Origin of the sequence: Aquabacterium commune (assembly GCF_004362855.1) — a bacterium.
Classification (GTDB): Bacteria; Pseudomonadota; Gammaproteobacteria; order Burkholderiales; family Burkholderiaceae_C; genus Aquabacterium; species Aquabacterium commune.
In genome coordinates this window covers 25,831-44,272 of record NZ_SNXW01000011.1, presented here as the reverse complement: position 1 = coordinate 44,272, position 18,442 = coordinate 25,831, and the positions used below count along the sequence as shown (strand labels likewise).

19 protein-coding genes and 1 tRNA gene are annotated in these 18,442 nt (G+C 64.0%); 14 read left to right on the top strand and 6 right to left on the bottom strand.

All coding sequences use genetic code 11. The annotated features are described in order from the left end of the window. Positions 1-58: 58 nt before the first annotated feature. The gene (mscL, locus tag EV672_RS15980) at positions 59-478 is read right to left on the bottom strand and encodes a large conductance mechanosensitive channel protein MscL (RefSeq protein WP_133611011.1); all 420 of its coding nucleotides are present in this window, start codon (positions 476-478) and stop codon (positions 59-61) included. Between the two features lie 272 nt (positions 479-750). Between mscL and petA the strand changes: the two genes are divergently transcribed. From petA to EV672_RS15950, 6 genes are all read left to right on the top strand, one after another. After that, positions 751-1,350, top strand: a complete 600-nt coding sequence (gene petA, locus EV672_RS15975; protein WP_133611010.1) for a ubiquinol-cytochrome c reductase iron-sulfur subunit — start codon at positions 751-753, stop codon at positions 1,348-1,350. A 14-nt stretch (positions 1,351-1,364) separates the two neighbouring features. Beyond that, positions 1,365-2,768, top strand: a complete 1,404-nt coding sequence (locus EV672_RS15970; RefSeq protein ID WP_133611009.1) for a cytochrome b — start codon at positions 1,365-1,367, stop codon at positions 2,766-2,768. 14 nt (positions 2,769-2,782) lie between these two features. Then, positions 2,783-3,550 carry a cytochrome c1 gene (locus EV672_RS15965; RefSeq protein ID WP_133611008.1) on the top strand — a complete coding sequence of 256 codons (768 nt, stop codon included), beginning with the start codon at positions 2,783-2,785 and terminating at the stop codon, positions 3,548-3,550. A 127-nt stretch (positions 3,551-3,677) separates the two neighbouring features. Then, entirely contained in the window at positions 3,678-4,292 is a 615-nt protein-coding gene (locus EV672_RS15960) for a glutathione S-transferase N-terminal domain-containing protein (protein WP_133611007.1), read from the top strand. 32 nt (positions 4,293-4,324) lie between these two features. Further along, the gene (locus EV672_RS15955; protein ID WP_133611006.1) at positions 4,325-4,942 is read left to right on the top strand and encodes a ClpXP protease specificity-enhancing factor; all 618 of its coding nucleotides are present in this window, start codon (positions 4,325-4,327) and stop codon (positions 4,940-4,942) included. 39 nt (positions 4,943-4,981) lie between these two features. Then, positions 4,982-5,057 (top strand) — tRNA-Thr (locus EV672_RS15950). A 191-nt stretch (positions 5,058-5,248) separates the two neighbouring features. Here the strand turns inward: EV672_RS15950 and EV672_RS15945 are convergent. After that, on the bottom strand, positions 5,249-5,470 hold the full coding sequence (locus EV672_RS15945; RefSeq protein ID WP_133611005.1) for a hypothetical protein: 222 nt from the start codon (positions 5,468-5,470) through the stop codon (positions 5,249-5,251). A gap of 178 nt (positions 5,471-5,648) precedes the next feature. Further along, positions 5,649-6,743 (bottom strand): FUSC family protein, encoded by a 1,095-nt coding sequence (locus EV672_RS15940; protein ID WP_133611004.1) that lies wholly within the window; start codon positions 6,741-6,743, stop codon positions 5,649-5,651. A 147-nt stretch (positions 6,744-6,890) separates the two neighbouring features. On the opposite strand from EV672_RS15940, the gene EV672_RS15935 reads away from it, so the two are divergent. After that, complete coding sequence (locus tag EV672_RS15935) at positions 6,891-7,436, top strand: c-type cytochrome (RefSeq protein ID WP_133611003.1); 546 nt, start codon at positions 6,891-6,893, stop codon at positions 7,434-7,436. A 9-nt stretch (positions 7,437-7,445) separates the two neighbouring features. On the opposite strand, the gene EV672_RS15930 is transcribed toward EV672_RS15935, so the two are convergent. The 3 genes from EV672_RS15930 to EV672_RS15920 all read right to left on the bottom strand — a co-directional run bounded on the left by EV672_RS15930 (position 7,446) and on the right by EV672_RS15920 (position 10,440). After that, complete coding sequence (locus EV672_RS15930; RefSeq protein WP_133611001.1) at positions 7,446-8,864, bottom strand: TolC family outer membrane protein; 1,419 nt, start codon at positions 8,862-8,864, stop codon at positions 7,446-7,448. A 64-nt stretch (positions 8,865-8,928) separates the two neighbouring features. Further along, entirely contained in the window at positions 8,929-9,582 is a 654-nt protein-coding gene (locus EV672_RS15925; protein ID WP_133610999.1) for a protein-L-isoaspartate O-methyltransferase family protein, read from the bottom strand. Positions 9,583-9,693: 111 nt separating this feature from the next. Then, a complete protein-coding gene (locus EV672_RS15920; protein ID WP_243738728.1) occupies positions 9,694-10,440 on the bottom strand; it encodes a TetR/AcrR family transcriptional regulator in 747 nt (248 codons plus the stop codon). Between the two features lie 137 nt (positions 10,441-10,577). Here EV672_RS15920 and EV672_RS15915 point away from each other — a divergent pair, with 137 nt between their 5' ends. The 7 genes from EV672_RS15915 to EV672_RS15885 all read left to right on the top strand — a co-directional run bounded on the left by EV672_RS15915 (position 10,578) and on the right by EV672_RS15885 (position 18,441). Next, positions 10,578-11,024: an acyl-CoA thioesterase gene (locus EV672_RS15915; protein WP_133610997.1), complete on the top strand. Its 447-nt coding sequence runs from the start codon at positions 10,578-10,580 to the stop codon at positions 11,022-11,024. Positions 11,025-11,279: 255 nt separating this feature from the next. Beyond that, positions 11,280-12,911, top strand: coding sequence for a 3-(methylthio)propionyl-CoA ligase (locus EV672_RS15910; RefSeq protein WP_133610995.1), 1,632 nt, complete (start codon positions 11,280-11,282; stop codon positions 12,909-12,911). Between the two features lie 266 nt (positions 12,912-13,177). Beyond that, complete coding sequence (locus EV672_RS15905) at positions 13,178-14,413, top strand: branched-chain amino acid ABC transporter substrate-binding protein (protein WP_133610993.1); 1,236 nt, start codon at positions 13,178-13,180, stop codon at positions 14,411-14,413. A 162-nt stretch (positions 14,414-14,575) separates the two neighbouring features. After that, positions 14,576-15,601: a branched-chain amino acid ABC transporter permease gene (locus EV672_RS15900; RefSeq protein WP_133610991.1), complete on the top strand. Its 1,026-nt coding sequence runs from the start codon at positions 14,576-14,578 to the stop codon at positions 15,599-15,601. A 5-nt stretch (positions 15,602-15,606) separates the two neighbouring features. Then, complete coding sequence (locus tag EV672_RS15895; protein WP_133610989.1) at positions 15,607-16,899, top strand: branched-chain amino acid ABC transporter permease; 1,293 nt, start codon at positions 15,607-15,609, stop codon at positions 16,897-16,899. Positions 16,900-16,927: 28 nt separating this feature from the next. Then, positions 16,928-17,740 (top strand): ABC transporter ATP-binding protein, encoded by an 813-nt coding sequence (locus tag EV672_RS15890; protein ID WP_133610987.1) that lies wholly within the window; start codon positions 16,928-16,930, stop codon positions 17,738-17,740. A gap of 5 nt (positions 17,741-17,745) precedes the next feature. Then, a complete protein-coding gene (locus tag EV672_RS15885) occupies positions 17,746-18,441 on the top strand; it encodes an ABC transporter ATP-binding protein (RefSeq protein WP_133610985.1) in 696 nt (231 codons plus the stop codon). The last annotated feature ends 1 nt before the right edge of the window (position 18,442 follow it).

The following is an 18,442-nucleotide window of genomic DNA, read 5'->3' as shown; positions in this document are numbered from 1 at the left end:
TCTCCACATGGGATTGCCTTTCATCGATGGTTATCGGACGGACCGCGCCTGCCTTGCGTTATTTTTTCAAACTGTCACGAATCTCACGAAGCAACACGACATCTTCCGGCGTGACGGCTGGTGCGGCGGGCGCAGCCGGCTCTTCGCGCTTGAGGCGGTTGATCTGCTTGATCATCAGGAAAATGATGAACGCCAGGATGGCGAAATTCAAGGCCACGGTGATGAAGCTGCCATAGGCGAACACGGCACCCTGCTTTTTGGCATCGGCCAGCGTCAGTCCGGCCGCTTGGCCGGCCAGGGCCACGTAGTAGTTGCTGAAATCCAGCCCGCCCACCACCTTGCCGACCAGCGGCATGATCAGGTCATTGACCACGGAATCGACGATTTTGCCAAAAGCGCCGCCGATGATCACACCGACCGCCAAGTCCACCACATTGCCCTTGACGGCAAACTCCTTGAACTCACTGAAAAAACCCATGGCTCGCTCCTGTTCGGTGTGCCGCGAAAATCTGACGGCTTGCTGCGTGAAAAATCACGCTCAATGTAGAACGACTTGAGGCGAACGCAATGCAAGTCCCGAGCCGTGGGCTGTGACAAGAGGGCGCTGTGTGGTGGAAATGTCGCACCGTGAGCGCAGGCTGCCATCTGGCACAAGGTGGCGTCGGGTGAGAAAGTGGGAGGCTGTGTCCCTTACAATGCTGAGTTGACCCCCATTCAATGTCATCGAATCACCAGTCCTCGAGGATACCCATGAGCAATCAGCCAGTGGATCAAAGCCGTCGGACCTGGGTGACCATGGCCTGCGCCGTCGGCGGTGCAGGCGGCGTGGCCACCGCCATCCCCTTCGTTTCGACCTTCCAGCCTTCCGAACGTGCCCGCGCTGCTGGCGCCGCCGTCGAGGCAGACATCAGCGCCCTGAAGCCGGGCGAGATGATGACCGTCGAATGGCGCGGCAAGCCCGTCTGGATCATCAAGCGCACGCCCGAGCAAGTGGCCGGCCTGAGCAAGATCGACGGCCAACTGGCCGACCCCAAGTCCGAGCGCAAGCCCGATGAGCTGACCCCCGAGTACGCCCGCAACGAGCACCGCTCGATCAAGCCGGACGTCATGATCGCCGTGGGCATCTGCACCCACCTGGGTTGCTCGCCCTCTTCCAAGTTCCAGGCCGGTGCCCAGGCCTCCCTGCCGGACGACTGGCCGGGCGGTTTCCTGTGTCCCTGCCACGGTTCGACCTTCGATCTGGCCGGCCGCGTCTTCAAGAACAAACCGGCGCCCGACAACCTCGAAGTGCCGCCCCACATGTACGTGTCTGACACCAAGCTGCTCATTGGTGAAGACAAGAAGGCCTGACCGGAGAAGTCACGATGGCTGAAATGAAACAAGCTCCTGCCGGCGCCAGCGCTGGCGAAAAGCTCCTGAACTGGGTGGACAACCGCTTTCCGGCGTCCAAGCTCTACAAAGAGCACCTGTCGGAGTACTACGCACCGAAGAACTTCAACTTCTGGTATTTCTTCGGCTCCCTGGCCCTGCTGGTGCTGGTGATCCAGATCGTGACCGGTATCTTCCTGGTCATGAACTACAAGCCTGATGCGGCCCTGGCCTTCGCCTCGGTCGAGTACATCATGCGCGATGTGCCCTGGGGATGGCTGATCCGCTACATGCACTCCACCGGTGCATCGGCCTTCTTCGTGGTGGTGTACCTGCACATGTTCCGCGGGTTGATGTACGGCTCCTACCGCACGCCGCGCGAACTGGTCTGGATCTTCGGTTGCCTGATCTTCCTGTGCCTGATGGCCGAAGCCTTCATGGGCTACTTGCTGCCTTGGGGCCAGATGTCCTTCTGGGGCGCCCAGGTGATCATCAACTTGTTCGCCGCAGTGCCTTTCATCGGTCCTGACCTGGCCATCCTGATCCGCGGCGACTACGTCGTGGGCGATGCCACGCTGAACCGTTTCTTCTCGCTGCACGTGATTGCCGTGCCCCTGGTCCTGCTGGGCCTGGTGGTGGCGCACATCATCGCGCTGCACGAGGTGGGTTCGAACAACCCGGATGGCGTGGAAATCAAGCAAGGTCCCAAGGATGCCAATGGCCATCCGCTGGACGGCGTGCCTTTCCACCCCTACTACTCGGTGCACGACCTGCTGGGCGTCGGTGGCTTCCTGTTCATCTTCACGGCCGTGATCTTCTTCATGCCTGAGTTTGGTGGCTACTTCCTGGAGTACAACAACTTCATCCCGGCCGACCCGTTCAAGACCCCACCGCACATTGCACCGGTCTGGTACTTCACGCCGTTCTACTCGATGCTGCGTGCGACCACCGATGACATGGTCAACGTCCTGGCCATCATCATCGGCCTGGGTGCGGTGCTGAACCTGGTCAAGGGCAAGGGCGATGGCAAAACCAAGGTTGCGGGCCTCGTGGTCGCTGCCGTGGTCATCGGTCTGCTCAAGACCTTCGAAGCCAAGTTCTGGGGCGTGGCCGTGATGGGTGGCGCCGTGGTGATCCTGGCGGGCCTGCCCTGGTTCGACAAGAGCCCGGTCAAGTCCATCCGCTATCGTCCGGGCTGGCACAAGGTTGTTTACGCCGTGTTCGTGGTGAACTTCTGCATCCTGGGTTACCTGGGCGTGCAACCTCCCTCGGAAATCGGCAACGTCGTGTCGCAAGTGGGCACGCTGCTGTACTTCGGTTTCTTCGTGTTGATGCCTTTCTGGAGCCAGATCGGTACCTTCAAGCAAGTGCCCGATCGCGTGACGTTCAAGCCCCACTGAAGCAGGAAACAAAGATGAAAAAACTCCTTGCCTCTTTGCTGGCCACCCTGGCGCTGATGTCGGGTGCGCATGCCAGCAGCGAAAGCCTGGTGCTGGACAAGTTCCCCAAGGAACGCGTGACCGACCTGGCCGCGCTGCAAAACGGTGCCAAGATCTTCGTCAACTACTGTCTGAACTGCCACGCGGCAGCCTTCATGCGCTTCAACCGCCTGAAGGACATCGGCCTGACCGAGCAGCAGATCAAGGACAACCTGCTGTTCCCCACCGACAAGGTGGGCGAGTTGATGAAGGTGTCTCTGGACACCAAGGACGCCAAGGAATGGTTTGGTGCCGTGCCGCCCGATCTGACCTTGGTGGCCCGCTCGCGCGCTGGCGCCAGTGGCTCTGGTGCTGACTACCTCTACACCTACCTGCGCAGCTTCTACCGCGACGACACCCGTCCGACCGGCTGGAACAACCTGATCTTCCCCAACGTCGGCATGCCGCACGTGTTGTGGGAGTTGCAAGGTCAGCGTGCTGCCAAGTTTGTGGAAGAGGCCGATCCGCACGACCCTGCCAAGAAGGTCCACAAGTTCGATGGATTCGAGCAACTGACCCCCGGCAAGATGTCGCCGCAGGAGTTCGACAGCAACATCGCCGACTTGGTGGCTTACCTGCAGTGGATGGGTGAGCCGATGCAAACCCAGCGCACCCGCATCGGTGCGGGCGTGCTGATCTTCCTGGCCATCTTCACCTTCATCGCCTGGCGCCTGAATGCGGCGTTCTGGAAAGACGTGAAGTGATCCCGAGGTCCTTGCCGGTCAGCCGGTGAGGGCCCCACAGCGCAGTGGCATGCTGATTGCGGCCACTGCGCTTCGTTGTTTGTGCTGCGAAGCGCATCCCTGTTCAGCTTCTTAGGAGCCCACCGCCATGATGGTGCTTTACTCCGGTACGACCTGCCCCTATTCGCATCGTTGCCGTTTCGTTCTGTTCGAAAAGGGCATGGATTTTGAGATCCGTGACGTCGATATCTTTGCCAAACCCGAAGACATCGCCCTGATGAACCCGTACAACGAGGTGCCCATCCTCGTCGAGCGTGACCTCATCCTGTACGAATCGCACATCATCAACGAGTACATCGACGAGCGATTCCCGCACCCGCAGCTGATGCCGGGTGACCCGGTGGCCCGCGCCCGCGTGCGCCTGTTCCTGCTCAATTTCGAGAAGGAACTGTTTGCCCACGTCAACATGCTGGAAGGCCGCGGTGGTGTCAAAGCCAACGACAAGCAGTTGGAGAAGGCCCGTTCGCAGATCCGCGATCGCCTGACGCAGCTCGCCCCGATCTTCCTGAAGAACAAGTACATGCTGGGCGACGACTTCTCCATGCTGGACGTGGCCATCGCACCGTTGCTGTGGCGCCTGGACTATTACGGCATCGAGCTGTCGAAGAATGCGCTGCCGCTGTTGAAGTATGCTGAGCGCATCTTCTCGCGTCCGGCCTACATCGAGGCACTGACGCCTTCCGAGAAGGTGATGCGCAAGTGACCTTCTTCGCCTGACTGATCACCTGACCGAGCATGTCCATCGAACAAGATTCCCAGGGGTCGTCCACACGGCCGTACCTGATCCGTGCCCTGCATGACTGGTGCACGGACAATGGCTTCACGCCTTACCTGGCCGTGTACGTGGACCGTTCGGTGCAAGTGCCTCAGGAGTACGTCAAGAACAACGAGATCGTGCTCAACGTCAGCTTCGAGGCCACCAGCCAGTTGCAGTTGGGCAATGAGTTCGTCGAGTTCAAGGCGCGCTTCGGTGGCGTGGCCCGCGACATTTCCGTGCCCGTGGACCACGTGATCGCGATCTATGCGCGTGAAAACGGGCAGGGCATGGCTTTCCCTGTGCCCACGCCGCTGGGTGGTCAGGGTGTGGATTCGCCTGCATCGGCACCTGCGGGTGACGATGCGCACCTGGTGGATGCCGAGGTGCAGTTGGATGCAGGCGCGTCTCCTGGCGCAGGCACCCCTGCGGCTGGTGGGTTACGCCTGGCACCCGCTCAGAAGGCCCCCAAGGAGCGCCCTTCGCCGGTCAAGGCGGTGGACAAACTTGCCCAGAGCCCGACGAGCGATGACGCAGACCCTCAACCGCCAGAGCCGCCCACAGGCGGCGGACGCCCGGCTTTGCGTCGGGTGAAATGAGCCACGGCGCTCGCGTTAGAATCACGCATTGAATTTTTCGCCGGCTTAGCTCAGTTGGTAGAGCACCCGCCTTGTAAGCGGTAGGTCGTCAGTTCGAATCCGACAGCCGGCACCAAGACATCGTCCAAAGGCCTCCAAGCACATCCCTTGGAGGCCTTTTTCGTGGCGAGTCCAACACCGTCGCCAGATGGTGTGGGGTGTGTTGTCCAGCCCCGGGGCAGCCGAGGCGCAACCGGGGAACGGAGCGGAGGGCACAACGGGGAACAAGCCCGGGGGTGTGCCGTGCCTGTTGGCGCGTGACAGCGCTCAAGCGTGGCAGCCGCAAGGAAGCTGCTTGCCGTCCACGGAGCGAACGTGCAGGCACACCGTCTTGCCGAGCGTCAATGCGCCCAGATCCACACCCGGCGTGCTTTTGGTGACGGCCCACTCGCGCATGTCGCCGTCACGGAGCCACGCGAGCCCCATGGACGGCAGAACTTCGATGACAGTGGCCTGGACATCGAGAGTGACAGGTTGTGCCTGGTTCATGCTGGTTCCTTCGACAGAGCTTCACGGTTGCGAAGCGCGGCCTCCATTGTCGTCAAAGTGACACCAGCCTAGGGCTTACCCTAGCCTCTCGCAGGGGCACTTTCGCACGACTTTGGTACGCGATCCGCGATGCGTGTGGTCTGCAGGCCCTGGCGAGGCATTTGTGCCACTCCCTGCCTCATGCCAGGAAGCGGGTCGGGATCAGCTTGCGCAAGGCATGGCTCGCCACCTGGCGGAACGTGGTGCTGTGCAGGCAGACACCTCCCGCCAGGCCCACCAGGCTGCCCAGCACGGTGTCGAAAAAACGAGCCTCGATGAGCGCACCGGAGGCGCCGTGCCCCAGCGTGGTGGCTTCAGCCAGCAACAGGGTCAGCGGCGTGATGAAGATGGCGGCGAAGCCGTAGTGCCTGACCACGGCTGTTTCGACGACGAAGGTCAGCGCGATCATGCACAGCGACACGCTCCATTTGTCCAGCGGCAGGCTCAGCAGTCCCCAGGACAGCAGCAGCCCGATGCCCGTGCCCACGATGCGCTGCAGTTGCCTGTCCCACACGGCGCGCAGGGACATGCCCTGGATCACCGCCAGGCAACTCACCGGCACCCAATAGGCCTTCTCCAGGTGGAGCAGTTGCGCCAGCGCCAGCGAGATGCCCACGAAAGCGCCGATCACCACGGCATCGAAGACCACGAAGTCGAAGGTGGGCGCGGGCAGCGGCGCGACGGGCTGCGCGGGCCTGCGTCGCAGGATGTGGATGCTGTAAGCGAAAGCGACAAGGCAAGCCAGCAGACAACCCATGGCCAGCAGGCCGACCTTCAGCGGGATCTGCAGGACATCGCCCGGTGAGTGCGCGCCAATGGCCGCGGCCATGATGAAAAACAGGCTGCCTGGCGGCGCCAGTCGGTAGAAGCGGCACACCATGGTGACCAGCGTGGCGATGAGGGTGAGCACGATCACCATGACCGGTGGCACGAGGTGGCTCATGACGCCCAGCGCGTAGCAAGCCGTCATGCCGAACGCGCTCGCCATCAGCGACACCATGCGGTGGGACATGGGCGTCTCGGGCAGGTAGAGGAAGACCAGCCCGCCCAGCGAAGACACCAGGCCGTGGTCCATGCGGTCAAACCAGGCCCCGATCAGCAGCGGCAAGCCCGAGGCCAGGGCCGCGGCGAAGGGCATCTGCCAGGGGCGGTCGCTGGCGCGGATGGTCGTGAGCTGGCGCCATTCTTCGCGCAGCAGCGACAGGGTGCGGCCGGGGAGGGAGGACTTCGTCATGGGACGGGCATGGGGTTGTGCAGAGTGTGCAGCGTACCCCGCTCAGGCCCTGATCTCGGTCAAATGGAGGGCAAGCACGGCTTGTCGAACCTGTGGGTGTCGCGCGCAGAATGCACCATGCCCATCGGCATGCGAAAGGTGAGGACCATGGCCACGATGTCCACGTTGGTGCTGAGGCGCGCAGCACATGCCCAGGGAAGGCTCCGCGCGGCCGTTCGGGCGGCGACTGCCGTCCTGCTGGCCCTGTCTCTGACGGGGTGCAGCATCGAGTGGCAGAACCGGCAGGCGGCCCAGGAGGTCGCGAAAGCCGCCACGCCGCCTGGCTCGGTTTACGGGGGCTGGCGCCTTTTCCAGGACAAGTGCGCCACCTGCCACGGGGCTGCGGCCACGGGATCGGCAGGCGGGCCGAATTTGCTGCCCAGGGTGCGCGAGATGGGTTCGCGCCAGTTTGTCAGCACGGTGCTTTACCGCTATGACTGGGGCCTGCCCGTTGCCAAGGACAGCCGCGCGAATCCGGCCCTGGACGCCCTGCTGGAGGACCTCCTGCAGCGCCGACAGCACGCCCTGACGATGCCCGCCTGGCAAGGCGAGCCCAGCGTGACCGTCCACATCGCAGACCTCTACGCCTATCTCTCGGCCCGTGCACAGGGGTTGCAGGGGCCGGAGCGGCCCTCGCCGTCGGCTGAACCGTGATCTCAGGCCTCAGTTCGCCAGCAGCTTGTTGAGCTCGGACAGGTCTTCGGCCTTGAGGGTGCCGCTGGCCTGGCGCAGCTTGACCGAGCCGACGATCACGTCGTAGCGGGCCTTGTAGAGGTCCTTCTGCGTGCTGGTCAGCTGGGTTTGGGCGTCCAGCACGTCCTTGTTGATGCGCACGCCCACGCGGTAGCCCAGTTGCGTGGCTTCCAGCGCCAGCTTGGCGGACGATTCGGCGGCCTCGTAGGCCTTGACCTGGGCCAGGCCCGATTGCACGCCGAAGTAGGCCTGGCGGGTGCCCAGGGTCACGGCGCGCCGGGCGTTGTCCACATCGTGCTCTGCCTTTTCCTTGAGCTGCAGGACTTCGCGGATCCGGTTCTGCACGGCGTCGCCCGCATACAGCGACATGTTCAGCTCCAGGCCGATCGAGCTGCTCGTGCCTGCGCCGCCAGCGATCCTGGCGTTGACGTTGCTGGAGTCGATGTCGTTGCGCACGACGTTGGCCACGGCGTCCAGCGTGGGCAAGTGGCCTGCGCGGGCCTTGTCGATTTCGAGGGTGGCCACCTGCAGGCCGACCTCGGCCTTGCGCACGCTCGGCGACGCAGCCGACTGTCCGACCCAGTCTTCCACCTGGCCGGGCGACAGCGCGTCGAGGTTGACCGGGGTGCGCAGGGGGGTGGGCGTGACGTTGCTGCGGCCGACGAGTTGGTCGAGGGCGATGCGCTTGACGCGCAGGTCGTTGGTGGCGGCGATTTCCTGTGCGGTGGCCAGGTCGTGGCGGGCCTGGGCCTCGCGGGTGTCGGTGATGGTCGAGTTGCCGACTTCGAAGCTGCGCTTGGCGGCGGCCAGTTGTTCGGCCAGGGCTGCCTTGTTGGCTTGCGTGGTGTTGAGCACGTCTTGCGCCCCCAGCACGTCGAAATAGGCTTGCGTGATGCGCACCGTCAGGTCGTTGGTGGCCGTTTGCAGGTCGGCTTCTGCGGCCAGCAGCGATTGCTCGGCCTGGTCCAGCTTGGCCGTGTTGCCCGCGTTGTACAGCGCCTGCCGCGCGGCCAGGCCCACCTTGCGGCTGGTGGACCTGCTGCTGTAGCTGACCGGGGTGCCGGTCAGGGGGTTGATGATGCTGGGGGCGCTGGAGTCCAGGTGGCTGCGGGTGATGCCCGCCTGCAAGTTCAGCGAGGGGCGCTGCAGTGCGCGCGCCTGTGCGGCCTGGTACTGGATGGACTCGGCCTGCGATTTTGCGCTCAGGTAGGCCGCGTCATACCCCTTGGCGGCGTCCAGCAACTCCAGCAGGCCCTCGGCGTGGGCGCCAAGGGGCAGGGCGGTGAGGCCCAGGCTGAGGCTTGCGCAGGCCACCACCCGGACCACGGGACGCCAGGCGGCGACCACAGAACGGAGGGAGCTCGGGAACTGGTGCGCGCGCGTGGACATCTTGGGATCCTTGGGGTGAAACAGGGCGGCGCGGCCGGGGCCACGCCATGCCGAAGCGGAGGGGTCAGAAGTGGAATTTGCTCGGCTCGGGGAAGCCGGACAGGCGATTGGCGACGGTGTCGAACAGCGCCTGGCGGCTGAGCTGGCCATCGGCCACGCGGGTGAAAAGCGTGGCTTGCATCACCGGCTCGTCACCGACGATGGCCAGCAGGCGGCCGCCGACCTTGAGCTGGTCGAGCAGCGTCTGGGGCACCTGGGCCACCGAACCCGCCAGCAGGATGGCATCGAACGGAGCCTGGGCCGCGAAGCCCTGGCTGCCATCTGCCTGGACGATTTCAGCGTTGTTCACGCCACCCTTGCGCAGGTTGTTGCGCGCCACGGCGGCCAAAGCGGCGTCCGATTCCAGGCCGATCACGCGCTGGGCCTTGTGGGCCAGCAGGGCGGCCACGTAGCCGGTGGCAGCGCCCACCAGCAGCACGGTGTCGCGCTTGCTGAGGTTGAGGTCCTGGACGAGGCGGGCTTCAACGCGCGGGGCCAGCAGGCTGCGGCCGTTGCCCAGAGGCAACTCCAGGTCCATGAAGGCCTGGGCCTGGTGAGCGGCGGGGACGAAATCTTCGCGGCGCACGGCCGACAACAGGCCCAGCACCGAGGTGTCCAGGACATCCCAGGGGCGGATCTGTTGCTCGATCATGTTGAAGCGGGCTTGTTCGACGTTCATGCTGGGCATCCTACGGGAGACGATATGGGGAGGGAATGCGGGGAAAACTGAGATTTTAAGAACACCCACCTGAATCAGGGAGGGGTTCGTGCGGGTGCGGTGGCGTATTCGTCACGCCTGAGGCCGAACCTCCAGGCCGCGCAGGAGCAGTTCGATCTGCGTTTGCATGAAGCGCTCGGGGTCCAGGGGCACCGGGTTGGCGGCGCAAACGGCCGTGCACTGGCGGTAAAGCACCAGGAACTGGGCCGGTGCGATCAGGGCCTGCACGACCGAGGTGACGTCCATGGGCCTGAATTCGCCCCGGTCGATGCCGCGTTGCACCACGCGGGCCAGCAGCGCGTGGCTGGGCGCCACGACCTCGTCCACGTAGTACTGGGCCAGGTCAGGGAAGGCCGAGGCCTCGCTCATGATCAGGATCATCAGCGCGGCGGCCTTGGACGAGCCCACTTGTGTCCACCAGGTGTGGGCCAGCAAGGGCAGCAGTTCCGAGGCAGGGCCATCGAACTTGTCAGCCATTTCCGTGCCCACGGCGATCACCTGGGCCAGGTAGGTGTGCACGACCGCCTTGAACAGCGCGTCCTTGCTGGGGTAGTAGAGGTAGAGCGTGCCCTTGGAGACGCCGGCCAGCCGGGCGACGTCTTCGGTGCGGGTGGCGGCCAGGCCTTTCTCCACGAACAGGCCGAGCGCGGCTTCCAGCAGCTCTTGCGGCCGAGCGGCCTTGCGGCGCTGGCGCACGCCGGGCAGGCGCTGCGCGATGGCTGCGACCGTGGCACCCACCGTGGCACCAATGGGGCAGACGGGCGTGTCGTCCACGGCCTGGGCAGGCAAGGGCATTGCGGGCGGGGAAGGGCGGCTCAAGGTGGACTCAGGGGCAAACGCTGGCGCCAGGGCGCGGCGGTCCGGTCAACTGACCGACGGGTCATTAATGTAGCCTCGCCCTCGATGGCCGGTCAATGCAGGCAGTACACCGCCAACATCATGAATAATCTGGCGCCATGAGCCGACCCCAAGCCCTCCCTCGCGACGCCTACGCCCATTTCAGCCGCATCACCACGCGCTGGATGGACAACGACATCTACGGCCACGTCAACAACGTGACCTACTACAGCTACTTCGACACGGCGGTTAACCGCTACCTGATCGAAGCGGGCGTGCTGGACATCCACGCCGGCGAGGTCATCGGCCTGGTCATCGAGACGCATTGCAATTACTTCGCGCCGCTGGCCTTCCCGCGCAACGTGGACGCCGGCATCCGCGTGGCCCACATCGGCAAGAGCAGCGTGCGCTACGAGATCGGCCTGTTCGAAGAGGGCGAACCCCTTGCCGCGGCCTGCGGCCACTTCGTGCATGTTTATGTGGACCGCGACAACCGCCGCCCCACCGCCTTGCCCGAGGCTTTCGTGGCTGCTTTGCAGGCCCTGGTGCCGGTGAGCGGCGCGTGACGGCACGTGAAGCCGCGTGAAGCCGCGTGAAGCCGCGTGAAGCCCGGCCTCATCTGATATTTTTTGTCATCAGATGATGGCGGGGTGGGCATGCCCTGCGGGTGCTTGACCCAAGGGGTTTCCCGGGGTGGGTGAGAGCGCGACAGGCTGCAAAGCCGTCTATGATTTTCGGGCTGATCTGGTTGTGGGTGTTTTCACATTCAACGACCGGTCGGTTCGAACATCCCAGCGTTTTCTGTCTTCCGGAGGTCCCCCATGAGCCTGATGGGCAACATGATGCACATGCCCTTGATGATTTCGTCTCTGCTGACGCACGCTGCGCGGCACAACGGCGACATCGAAATCGTGTCCAAGCGCGTGGAAGGTGACATGCACCGCTCCACCTGGGCCGAAGTGGAGCTGCGCTCGCGCAAGCTCGCCCAGGCCCTCGACCGCCTGGGTCTGGAGGCCGGTGACTGTGTCGGCACCCTGGCCTGGAACGGCTACCGCCACATGGAGATCTACTACGGCGTCTCCGGCTCGCAGCGCGTCTGCCACACCATCAACCCGCGCCTGTTCCCGCAGCAAGTCGCCTGGATCGTGAGCGATGCGAAGGACAAAGCCATCTTCGTTGACATCAACATCTTCCCGCTGGTGGACAAGCTCGCGCCGATGATGCCCACGGTCAAGCACGTGATCGTCATGTGCGGCCGCGAGCACATGCCCAAGGAATCGTCGATCCCCAACCTGTTGTGCTACGAAGAGCTGATTGCTGCCGAAGATGGCAACTACGCGTGGCCCTCGTTCGATGAGAACACCGCGGCTTCGATCTGCTACACCTCGGGCACGACCGGCAACCCCAAGGGCGCCATCTACTCGCACCGCTCGACCGTGCTGCACGCCTTCGCTGCTGCGCTGCCCGATGCCATGGCGATCAAGGCCACCGACGTCATCCTGCCCGTGGTGCCAATGTTCCACGTCAACGCCTGGGGCCTGCCGTACGCCGCCGCCATGGTGGGTTGCAAGCTGGTGTTCCCGGGCCACCACCTCGATGGCGCCTCGCTCTTCAACCTGTTCGAAGAAGAGAAGGTCACGATGTCGGCCGGTGTGCCGACCATCTGGCTGGGCCTGCTCAACCACGTCAAGACGAACAACCTGAAGTTCAGCACCTTCAAGGCCACGGTCATCGGTGGTGCGGCCTGCCCGCCTGCCATGATCCGCACCTTCGAGAACGACTTCGGCGTCGAGGTCATCCACGCCTGGGGCATGACCGAACTGTCGCCGCTGGGCACGCTGGGCCGCCTGAAGTCCAAGCACGCCGACCTGCCGACCGAGGCCAAGCAGAAGATCCTGGAAAAGCAGGGCAAGTCGGTGTTCGGCATCGACATGCGCATCGTCGATGGCGAGGGCAAGGTGCTGCCGTGGGACGGCAAGTCCGCCGGCGACCTGGAGGTCAAGGGCCACTGGGTGGTCAATGGCTACTTCAACATCGACAAGTCGCCGCTGCACGACGGCTGGTTCCCCACGGGCGACGTGGCCACCATCGACTCTGATGGCTACATGCAGATCACCGACCGCTCCAAGGACGTGATCAAGTCCGGCGGCGAGTGGATCAGCTCCATCGACCTGGAAAACGTGTTGATGGCCCACCCGGCCGTGCACGAGGCCGCGGCCATCGCAGCCCATCATCCGAAGTGGGACGAGCGCCCGCTGATGGTGGTGGTCAGGAAGCCGGGCGCCGAGGTCACCTCGGAAGAGCTGCTGGCCTTCTACAAGGGCAAGATCCCCTCGTGGCAGACGCCCGATGACGTCGTGTTCGTCGATGAGATCCCGCACACTGCCACGGGCAAGATCTACAAGCTCAAGCTGCGCGAGACCTTCAAGGACCACAAGCTGCCGACGGCTTGATGCCCCAGCAGAGCTGACGCGAACCAGGGGTGCCATGTGCACCCCTTTTTTCATGGCGGCCTCAAGGTGGTTTCATGGGGATTTTGTCCGGCGTGTGACAGCTCCAGCCGGAGTGCATAGCGCATGTCATGACCTGACGCAATGGGTTGTTGGGTCAGACTTGGCGCAGTGTGCATTTCCCCGGGACATCCCTGACGCGCCCCCGCAAGCGCGGGGGGTAAATTGTGTGCAGTCGTACTTGATCGACCTATCTACAGGAGAAAGCAATGAAGTTTCCCGTTCGCGCCCTCAGCGTGTTGGTGATGAGTTCTCTGGCCGCTGGCGCAGCGTTGGCCCAAAAGGGTGAAACCGTCAAGGTGGCATGGATCGATCCTTTGTCCGGCCTGATGGCCAGCGTCGGCCAGAACCAGCTCAAGAGCTACCAGTTCGTGGCAGAGAAGCTCAACGCCAACAACCCCGCTGGTGTGAAGTTCGAGATCATCTCCATCGACAACAAGCTCAGCCCGGCAGAGTCGCTCAACGCGCTGAAGTCGGCCGCTGACCAAGGCGTGCGCTACATCGTGCAGGGCCTGGGTTCGGGCGCTGCCGGTGCCCTGGTGGACGCCGTCAACAAGCACAACGAACGCAACCCCGGCAAGGAAATCGTCTTCCTGAACTACGCCGCGGTGGACCCCGACCTGACCAACAGCAAGTGCAGCTACTGGCACTTCCGCCTGGACGCCGACACCTCCATGAAGATGGAGGCCATGACCACGTTCATGAAGGACCAGAAGGACATCCAGAAGGTTTACCTGATCAACCAGAACTACGCACACGGCCAGCAGGTCTCGAAGTTCGCCAAGGAAAACCTCAAGCGCAAGCGCGCCGATGTCCAGATCGTCGGCGACGACCTGCACCCTCTGGCCCAGGTGCGTGACTTCGCGCCCTACGTGGCCAAGATCAAGGCCTCGGGCGCCGACACCGTCATCACCGGCAACTGGGGCTCCGACCTGGCGCTGCTGGTGAAGGCCGCCAACGACGCGGGCCTGACCGCCAAGTTCTACACCTACTACGCCAACTTCGGTGGCACGCCCACCGCGCTGGGCAAGGCCGCCGAAGGCCGCATCTACCAGGTGGGCTACGGCCACTACAACCTGGGCGGCATCAACGCGCAATTGGTGGGCGAGTTCAAGAAGCGTTTCAACGACGACTTCTACTCTGCAGCCACCTACTCCGCGCTGGTGATGCTGTCCAACGGCATGGCGCAGGCCAAGTCCACCGACCCGGTCAAGGTGGCCAAGGTGATGGAAGGCATGAAGTTCAAGAGCTTCAACGGCGAGGTGGAAATGCGCAAGACCGACCACCAGCTGCAGCAGCCGCTGTTCATCGCGCAGTGGGCCAAGGTGGATGCCAAGAACAGCTACGACGTGGAAGGCACGGGCATGACCTTCGTCCCCGTCAAGGCCTTCGATGCCTACGTGGCCAGCACGCCCACTTCGTGCCAGATGAAGCGTCCGTCGTGATGACGGTGGGGCAGGTGGCTTCGGCCTGACCTGCCCCTTGCGCTTTTTTTGTCAGATGCCCGCACTGTCCACACGGCAGGCGGGCGATGGGCCTGATTGCCGTCGTGCGAGGCAGGTCCAGCGGCGCGGGTGATCCCCGCGGCCGCCTCACGTCTTGCGGACATGGAAACCTTTTTCGTCTTCTTTCTGAACGGCATCAGCTATGGCTTGCTGCTGTTCATGCTGAGCTCGGGTCTGACCCTGATCTTCAGCATGATGGGTGTGCTCAACTTCGCGCACACCAGCTTTTACATGATGGGGGCTTACTTTGCCTACGCGCTGGCAGGCACCCTGGGCTTCTTTCCCGCCCTGATCATCGCGCCCTTGCTGGTCGGTGTGCTGGGCGCGGCCTTTGAGCGCTACAGCCTGCGCAAGGTCCACGTGTATGGCCATGTGCCCGAGTTGCTGGTCACCTTCGGCCTGTCTTACGTGGTGCTGGAAGTGGTGCGCCTGGTCTGGGGCCCGGCCAACGTGGATTACCGCGTGCCCGAGTCGCTCAGCGGCCCGCTGTTCACCCTGGCCAACATCAAGGGCCAGGGCCTGAGCTGGCTGGCTGGCGCAGGCGATGCCGCCATCTGCGGCCCGGCCGCCGGCAACAGCTGCACGCAGTTCCCCATCTACCGCGGCTTCATGGCCCTGGTGGCGCTGTTCATGCTGGGTTCGCTGTGGCTGCTGCTGACGCGCACGCGCATCGGCCTGATCATCCAGGCGGCGCTCACGCACCCGGACACCACGCAGGCCCTGGGCCACAACGTGCCCCGCGTGATGATGGGTGTGTTCGGTGGCGGTTGTGCACTGGCCGGTCTGGCCGGTGTGATCGGGGGCAATGCCTTCGTGACCGAACCCAACATGGCCGCCTCGGTGGGCGCCATCATCTTCGTGGTGGTGGTGGTCGGTGGCATGGGCTCGCTGGCCGGGGCCTTCCTGGCCTCGCTGCTGATCGGCCTGATCCAGACCTTCGCCGTGGTGATCGACGTTTCCGCCGCCTCCGTGATGCAAAGCCTGGGTTCGCCCGTGAGCTTTGAGCACTGGGCCTACCCCCTGTTGAAGATCACGGTGTCGCAGATGGCACCGATCCTGCCGTACCTCCTGCTGGTGCTGATCCTGATCTTCAGGCCCAAAGGCCTGCTCGGCACGCGTGAGGAGTGAGCACCATGAGCGCCAATACCTATTCTTTCCGTCCCTACAACGTCGGCCGCTTCATCCTGTGGTCCTTGTTCGCCCTTGTCCTGCTGGTGGCGCCCAAGCTGTTCACCAGCAGCCTGTCCATGACCATGCTCACGCAGATGGGCATCGCCGTCATCGTCTGCCTGTCCTACAACATGCTGCTGGGGCAGGGGGGCATGCTCTCCTTCGGCCATGCGGTGTACTCGGGCTTGGGCTCGTTCGCGGCCATCCACACGCTCAACAAGGTGGGTGCGGGTGACTGGGCCATCCCGGTCATGCTCGTGCCCATCGTGGGCGGCTTCGCCGGTTTGCTGGTGGCGGTCCTGCTGGGCGCGGTCAGCACGAAGAAGTCGGGCAACACCTTCGCCATGATCACGCTGGGCGTGGGTGAGCTGGTGTGGTCGATGTCGCTGATGCTGCCGGAGTTCTTCGGTGGCGAGGGCGGTGTGTCGAGCAACCGGGTGGTGGGCGAGCCTTTGTTCGGTTTGAGCTTCGGCCCGCAGATCGAGGTGTACTACCTGATCGCGGTGTACTGCTTCATCTGCACGGTGCTGATGTTCGCCTTCACGCAGACGCCGCTGGGCCGCATGCTCAACGCCGTGCGTGACAACCCGGAGCGCGTCGAATTCATAGGCTACGACACGCAGCGCGTGCGCTACTTCGCCTTCATGATCGCCGGCTTCTTCGCGGGCATCGCGGGCGGGCTGTACGCCATCAACTTTGAAATTGTCACGGCCGAGGTGGTCGGTGCGCAGCGCTCCGGCGCCTACCTGCTGTTCACCTTCCTGGGCGGCTCGCTGTTCTTCTTCGGGCCCATCATCGGCGCGGTGCTGCTGGTGCTGGCCTCGGTGCTGCTGTCCGAGCTGACCAAGGCGTGGCTGTTGTACCTGGGCCTGGTCTTCCTGCTGATGGTGATGTACGCCCCGGGCGGCATCGCCAGCCTGCTGATGATGAACGTGCGCGTGGCGGCTTACGGCATGCTGCGCCGGCTGTGGACGTCTTACCTGGCGCTGGCTGGCACCGCCCTGACCGTGCTGGTCGCGGTGGCGGTGATCGTCGAGATGATTTACCACATCAAGCTCAACGAGGCCCTGGGCCCGCAGATGAGCTTCGCCGGCGTGATGCTGGACACCCGCGGCACCGATGCCTGGGTGGGGGCACTCTTGCTGCTGGCCACCGGGGTGGGCCTGTTCGAGGCGAGCCGACGCCAGTTCGTGCGCCATTGGGGCCAGGTCCAAGGGGACATCGAGGCCGAGATCCAGCGCCGTGAAGGCCTGTGACATCCAGACCCGCGCAAGGAACACACCCATGAGCAAGACACCTTCCAACGGCCTGGCCCTGGAGTTGCGCGATGTGCGCAAGTCCTTCGGTAAGACCGAGATCATCCGTGGCGCCAACCTGGCCGTGAAGGCCGGCGAGCGCGTCGCCCTCATTGGCCCCAACGGGGCTGGCAAGTCCACGCTGTTCAACCTCATCAGCGGGCGCATGGCCCCCACCAGTGGGGACATCGTGCTGCATGGCGAGGCCATCCAGGGCATGAAGCCCTACGAGGTCAACCGCCGGGGCCTGGCCCGCAGCTTCCAGGTCTCCAACCTGTTCCCGCGCCTGTCGGTGTTCGAGAACATCCGCTGCGCGGTGCTGTGGTCGATGGGCGAGCGCTATGCCTTCTGGCGCTTCCTCACCAACCTCACCGAGGTGAATCGCCGCGCCGAAGAGGTGCTGGACATGATCCGCATGCGCCGCAAGCGCGACACCAACGTCACCAACCTCACCTATGCCGAGCAGCGTGCCGTCGAAGTGGGCGTGACCATCGCGGGTGGCAGCAACGTCATCCTGCTGGACGAACCCACCGCCGGCATGAGCAAGTCCGAGACGGCCAACTTCGTGAAGATGATCCGCGACGTCACCGAGGGCAAGACCCTGCTGACCGTGGAGCACGACATGGGCGTGGTGTTCGGCCTGGCCGACCGCATCGCGGTGCTCGTGTATGGCGAGGTGATCGCGTTTGATACGCCCGAGAACGTGCGCAACAACGACCGCGTCAAGGAAGCCTACCTGGGCTCGGTGCTGGCCGAAAACCAACGTGCCGAAGCGCAGGCCGCCGAAGCTGCTGGAGCCTGATCCCCATGTTGAAGATTGAGAACCTGCACGCCTTCTACGGCAAGAGCCACATCCTGCACGGTGTGGACATGGAAGTGAACCCTGGCGAAATCGTCAGCCTGTTGGGCCGCAACGGCTCGGGCCGCTCCACCACGATCAAGGCCATCATGGGCCTGGTCGATGGCCATGGCTCGGTCAAGTGGAACGACAAGGAATTGCTGGGCGACAAGCCCTATGACATCGCCCGCCGGGGCATTGGCTACGTGCCCGAAAGCCGCGACGTCTTCCCCAAGTTGACCGTGGAGCAGAACCTGCTGCTCGGCCAGAAGGGCGGCGCCAAAAACAGCCGCTGGTCGCTGGACGACATGTACCAGATGTTCCCGCGGCTCAAGGAGCGCCAGCACACCGAGGCCGGCGTGATGTCGGGCGGTGAGCAGCAGATGCTGACGCTGTGCCGCACCCTGATGGGAGACCCCGACCTGATCATGATCGACGAGCCGACCGAAGGCCTGGCGCCGAAGATCGTGGAGCTGGTGGGCGAGTACCTCAAGGAGCTCAAGCGGCGCGGCCTGGGCGTGTTGCTGGTGGAGCAAAAGCTCACCATCGCGCTCGACATTTCGCAGCGCTGCTACGTGATGGGCCACGGCGAAGTGGTCTTCCAGGGCACGCCCGACGAGCTCCGCGCCGACAAGTACGTGCGCAAGGAGTGGCTGGAGGTCTGAG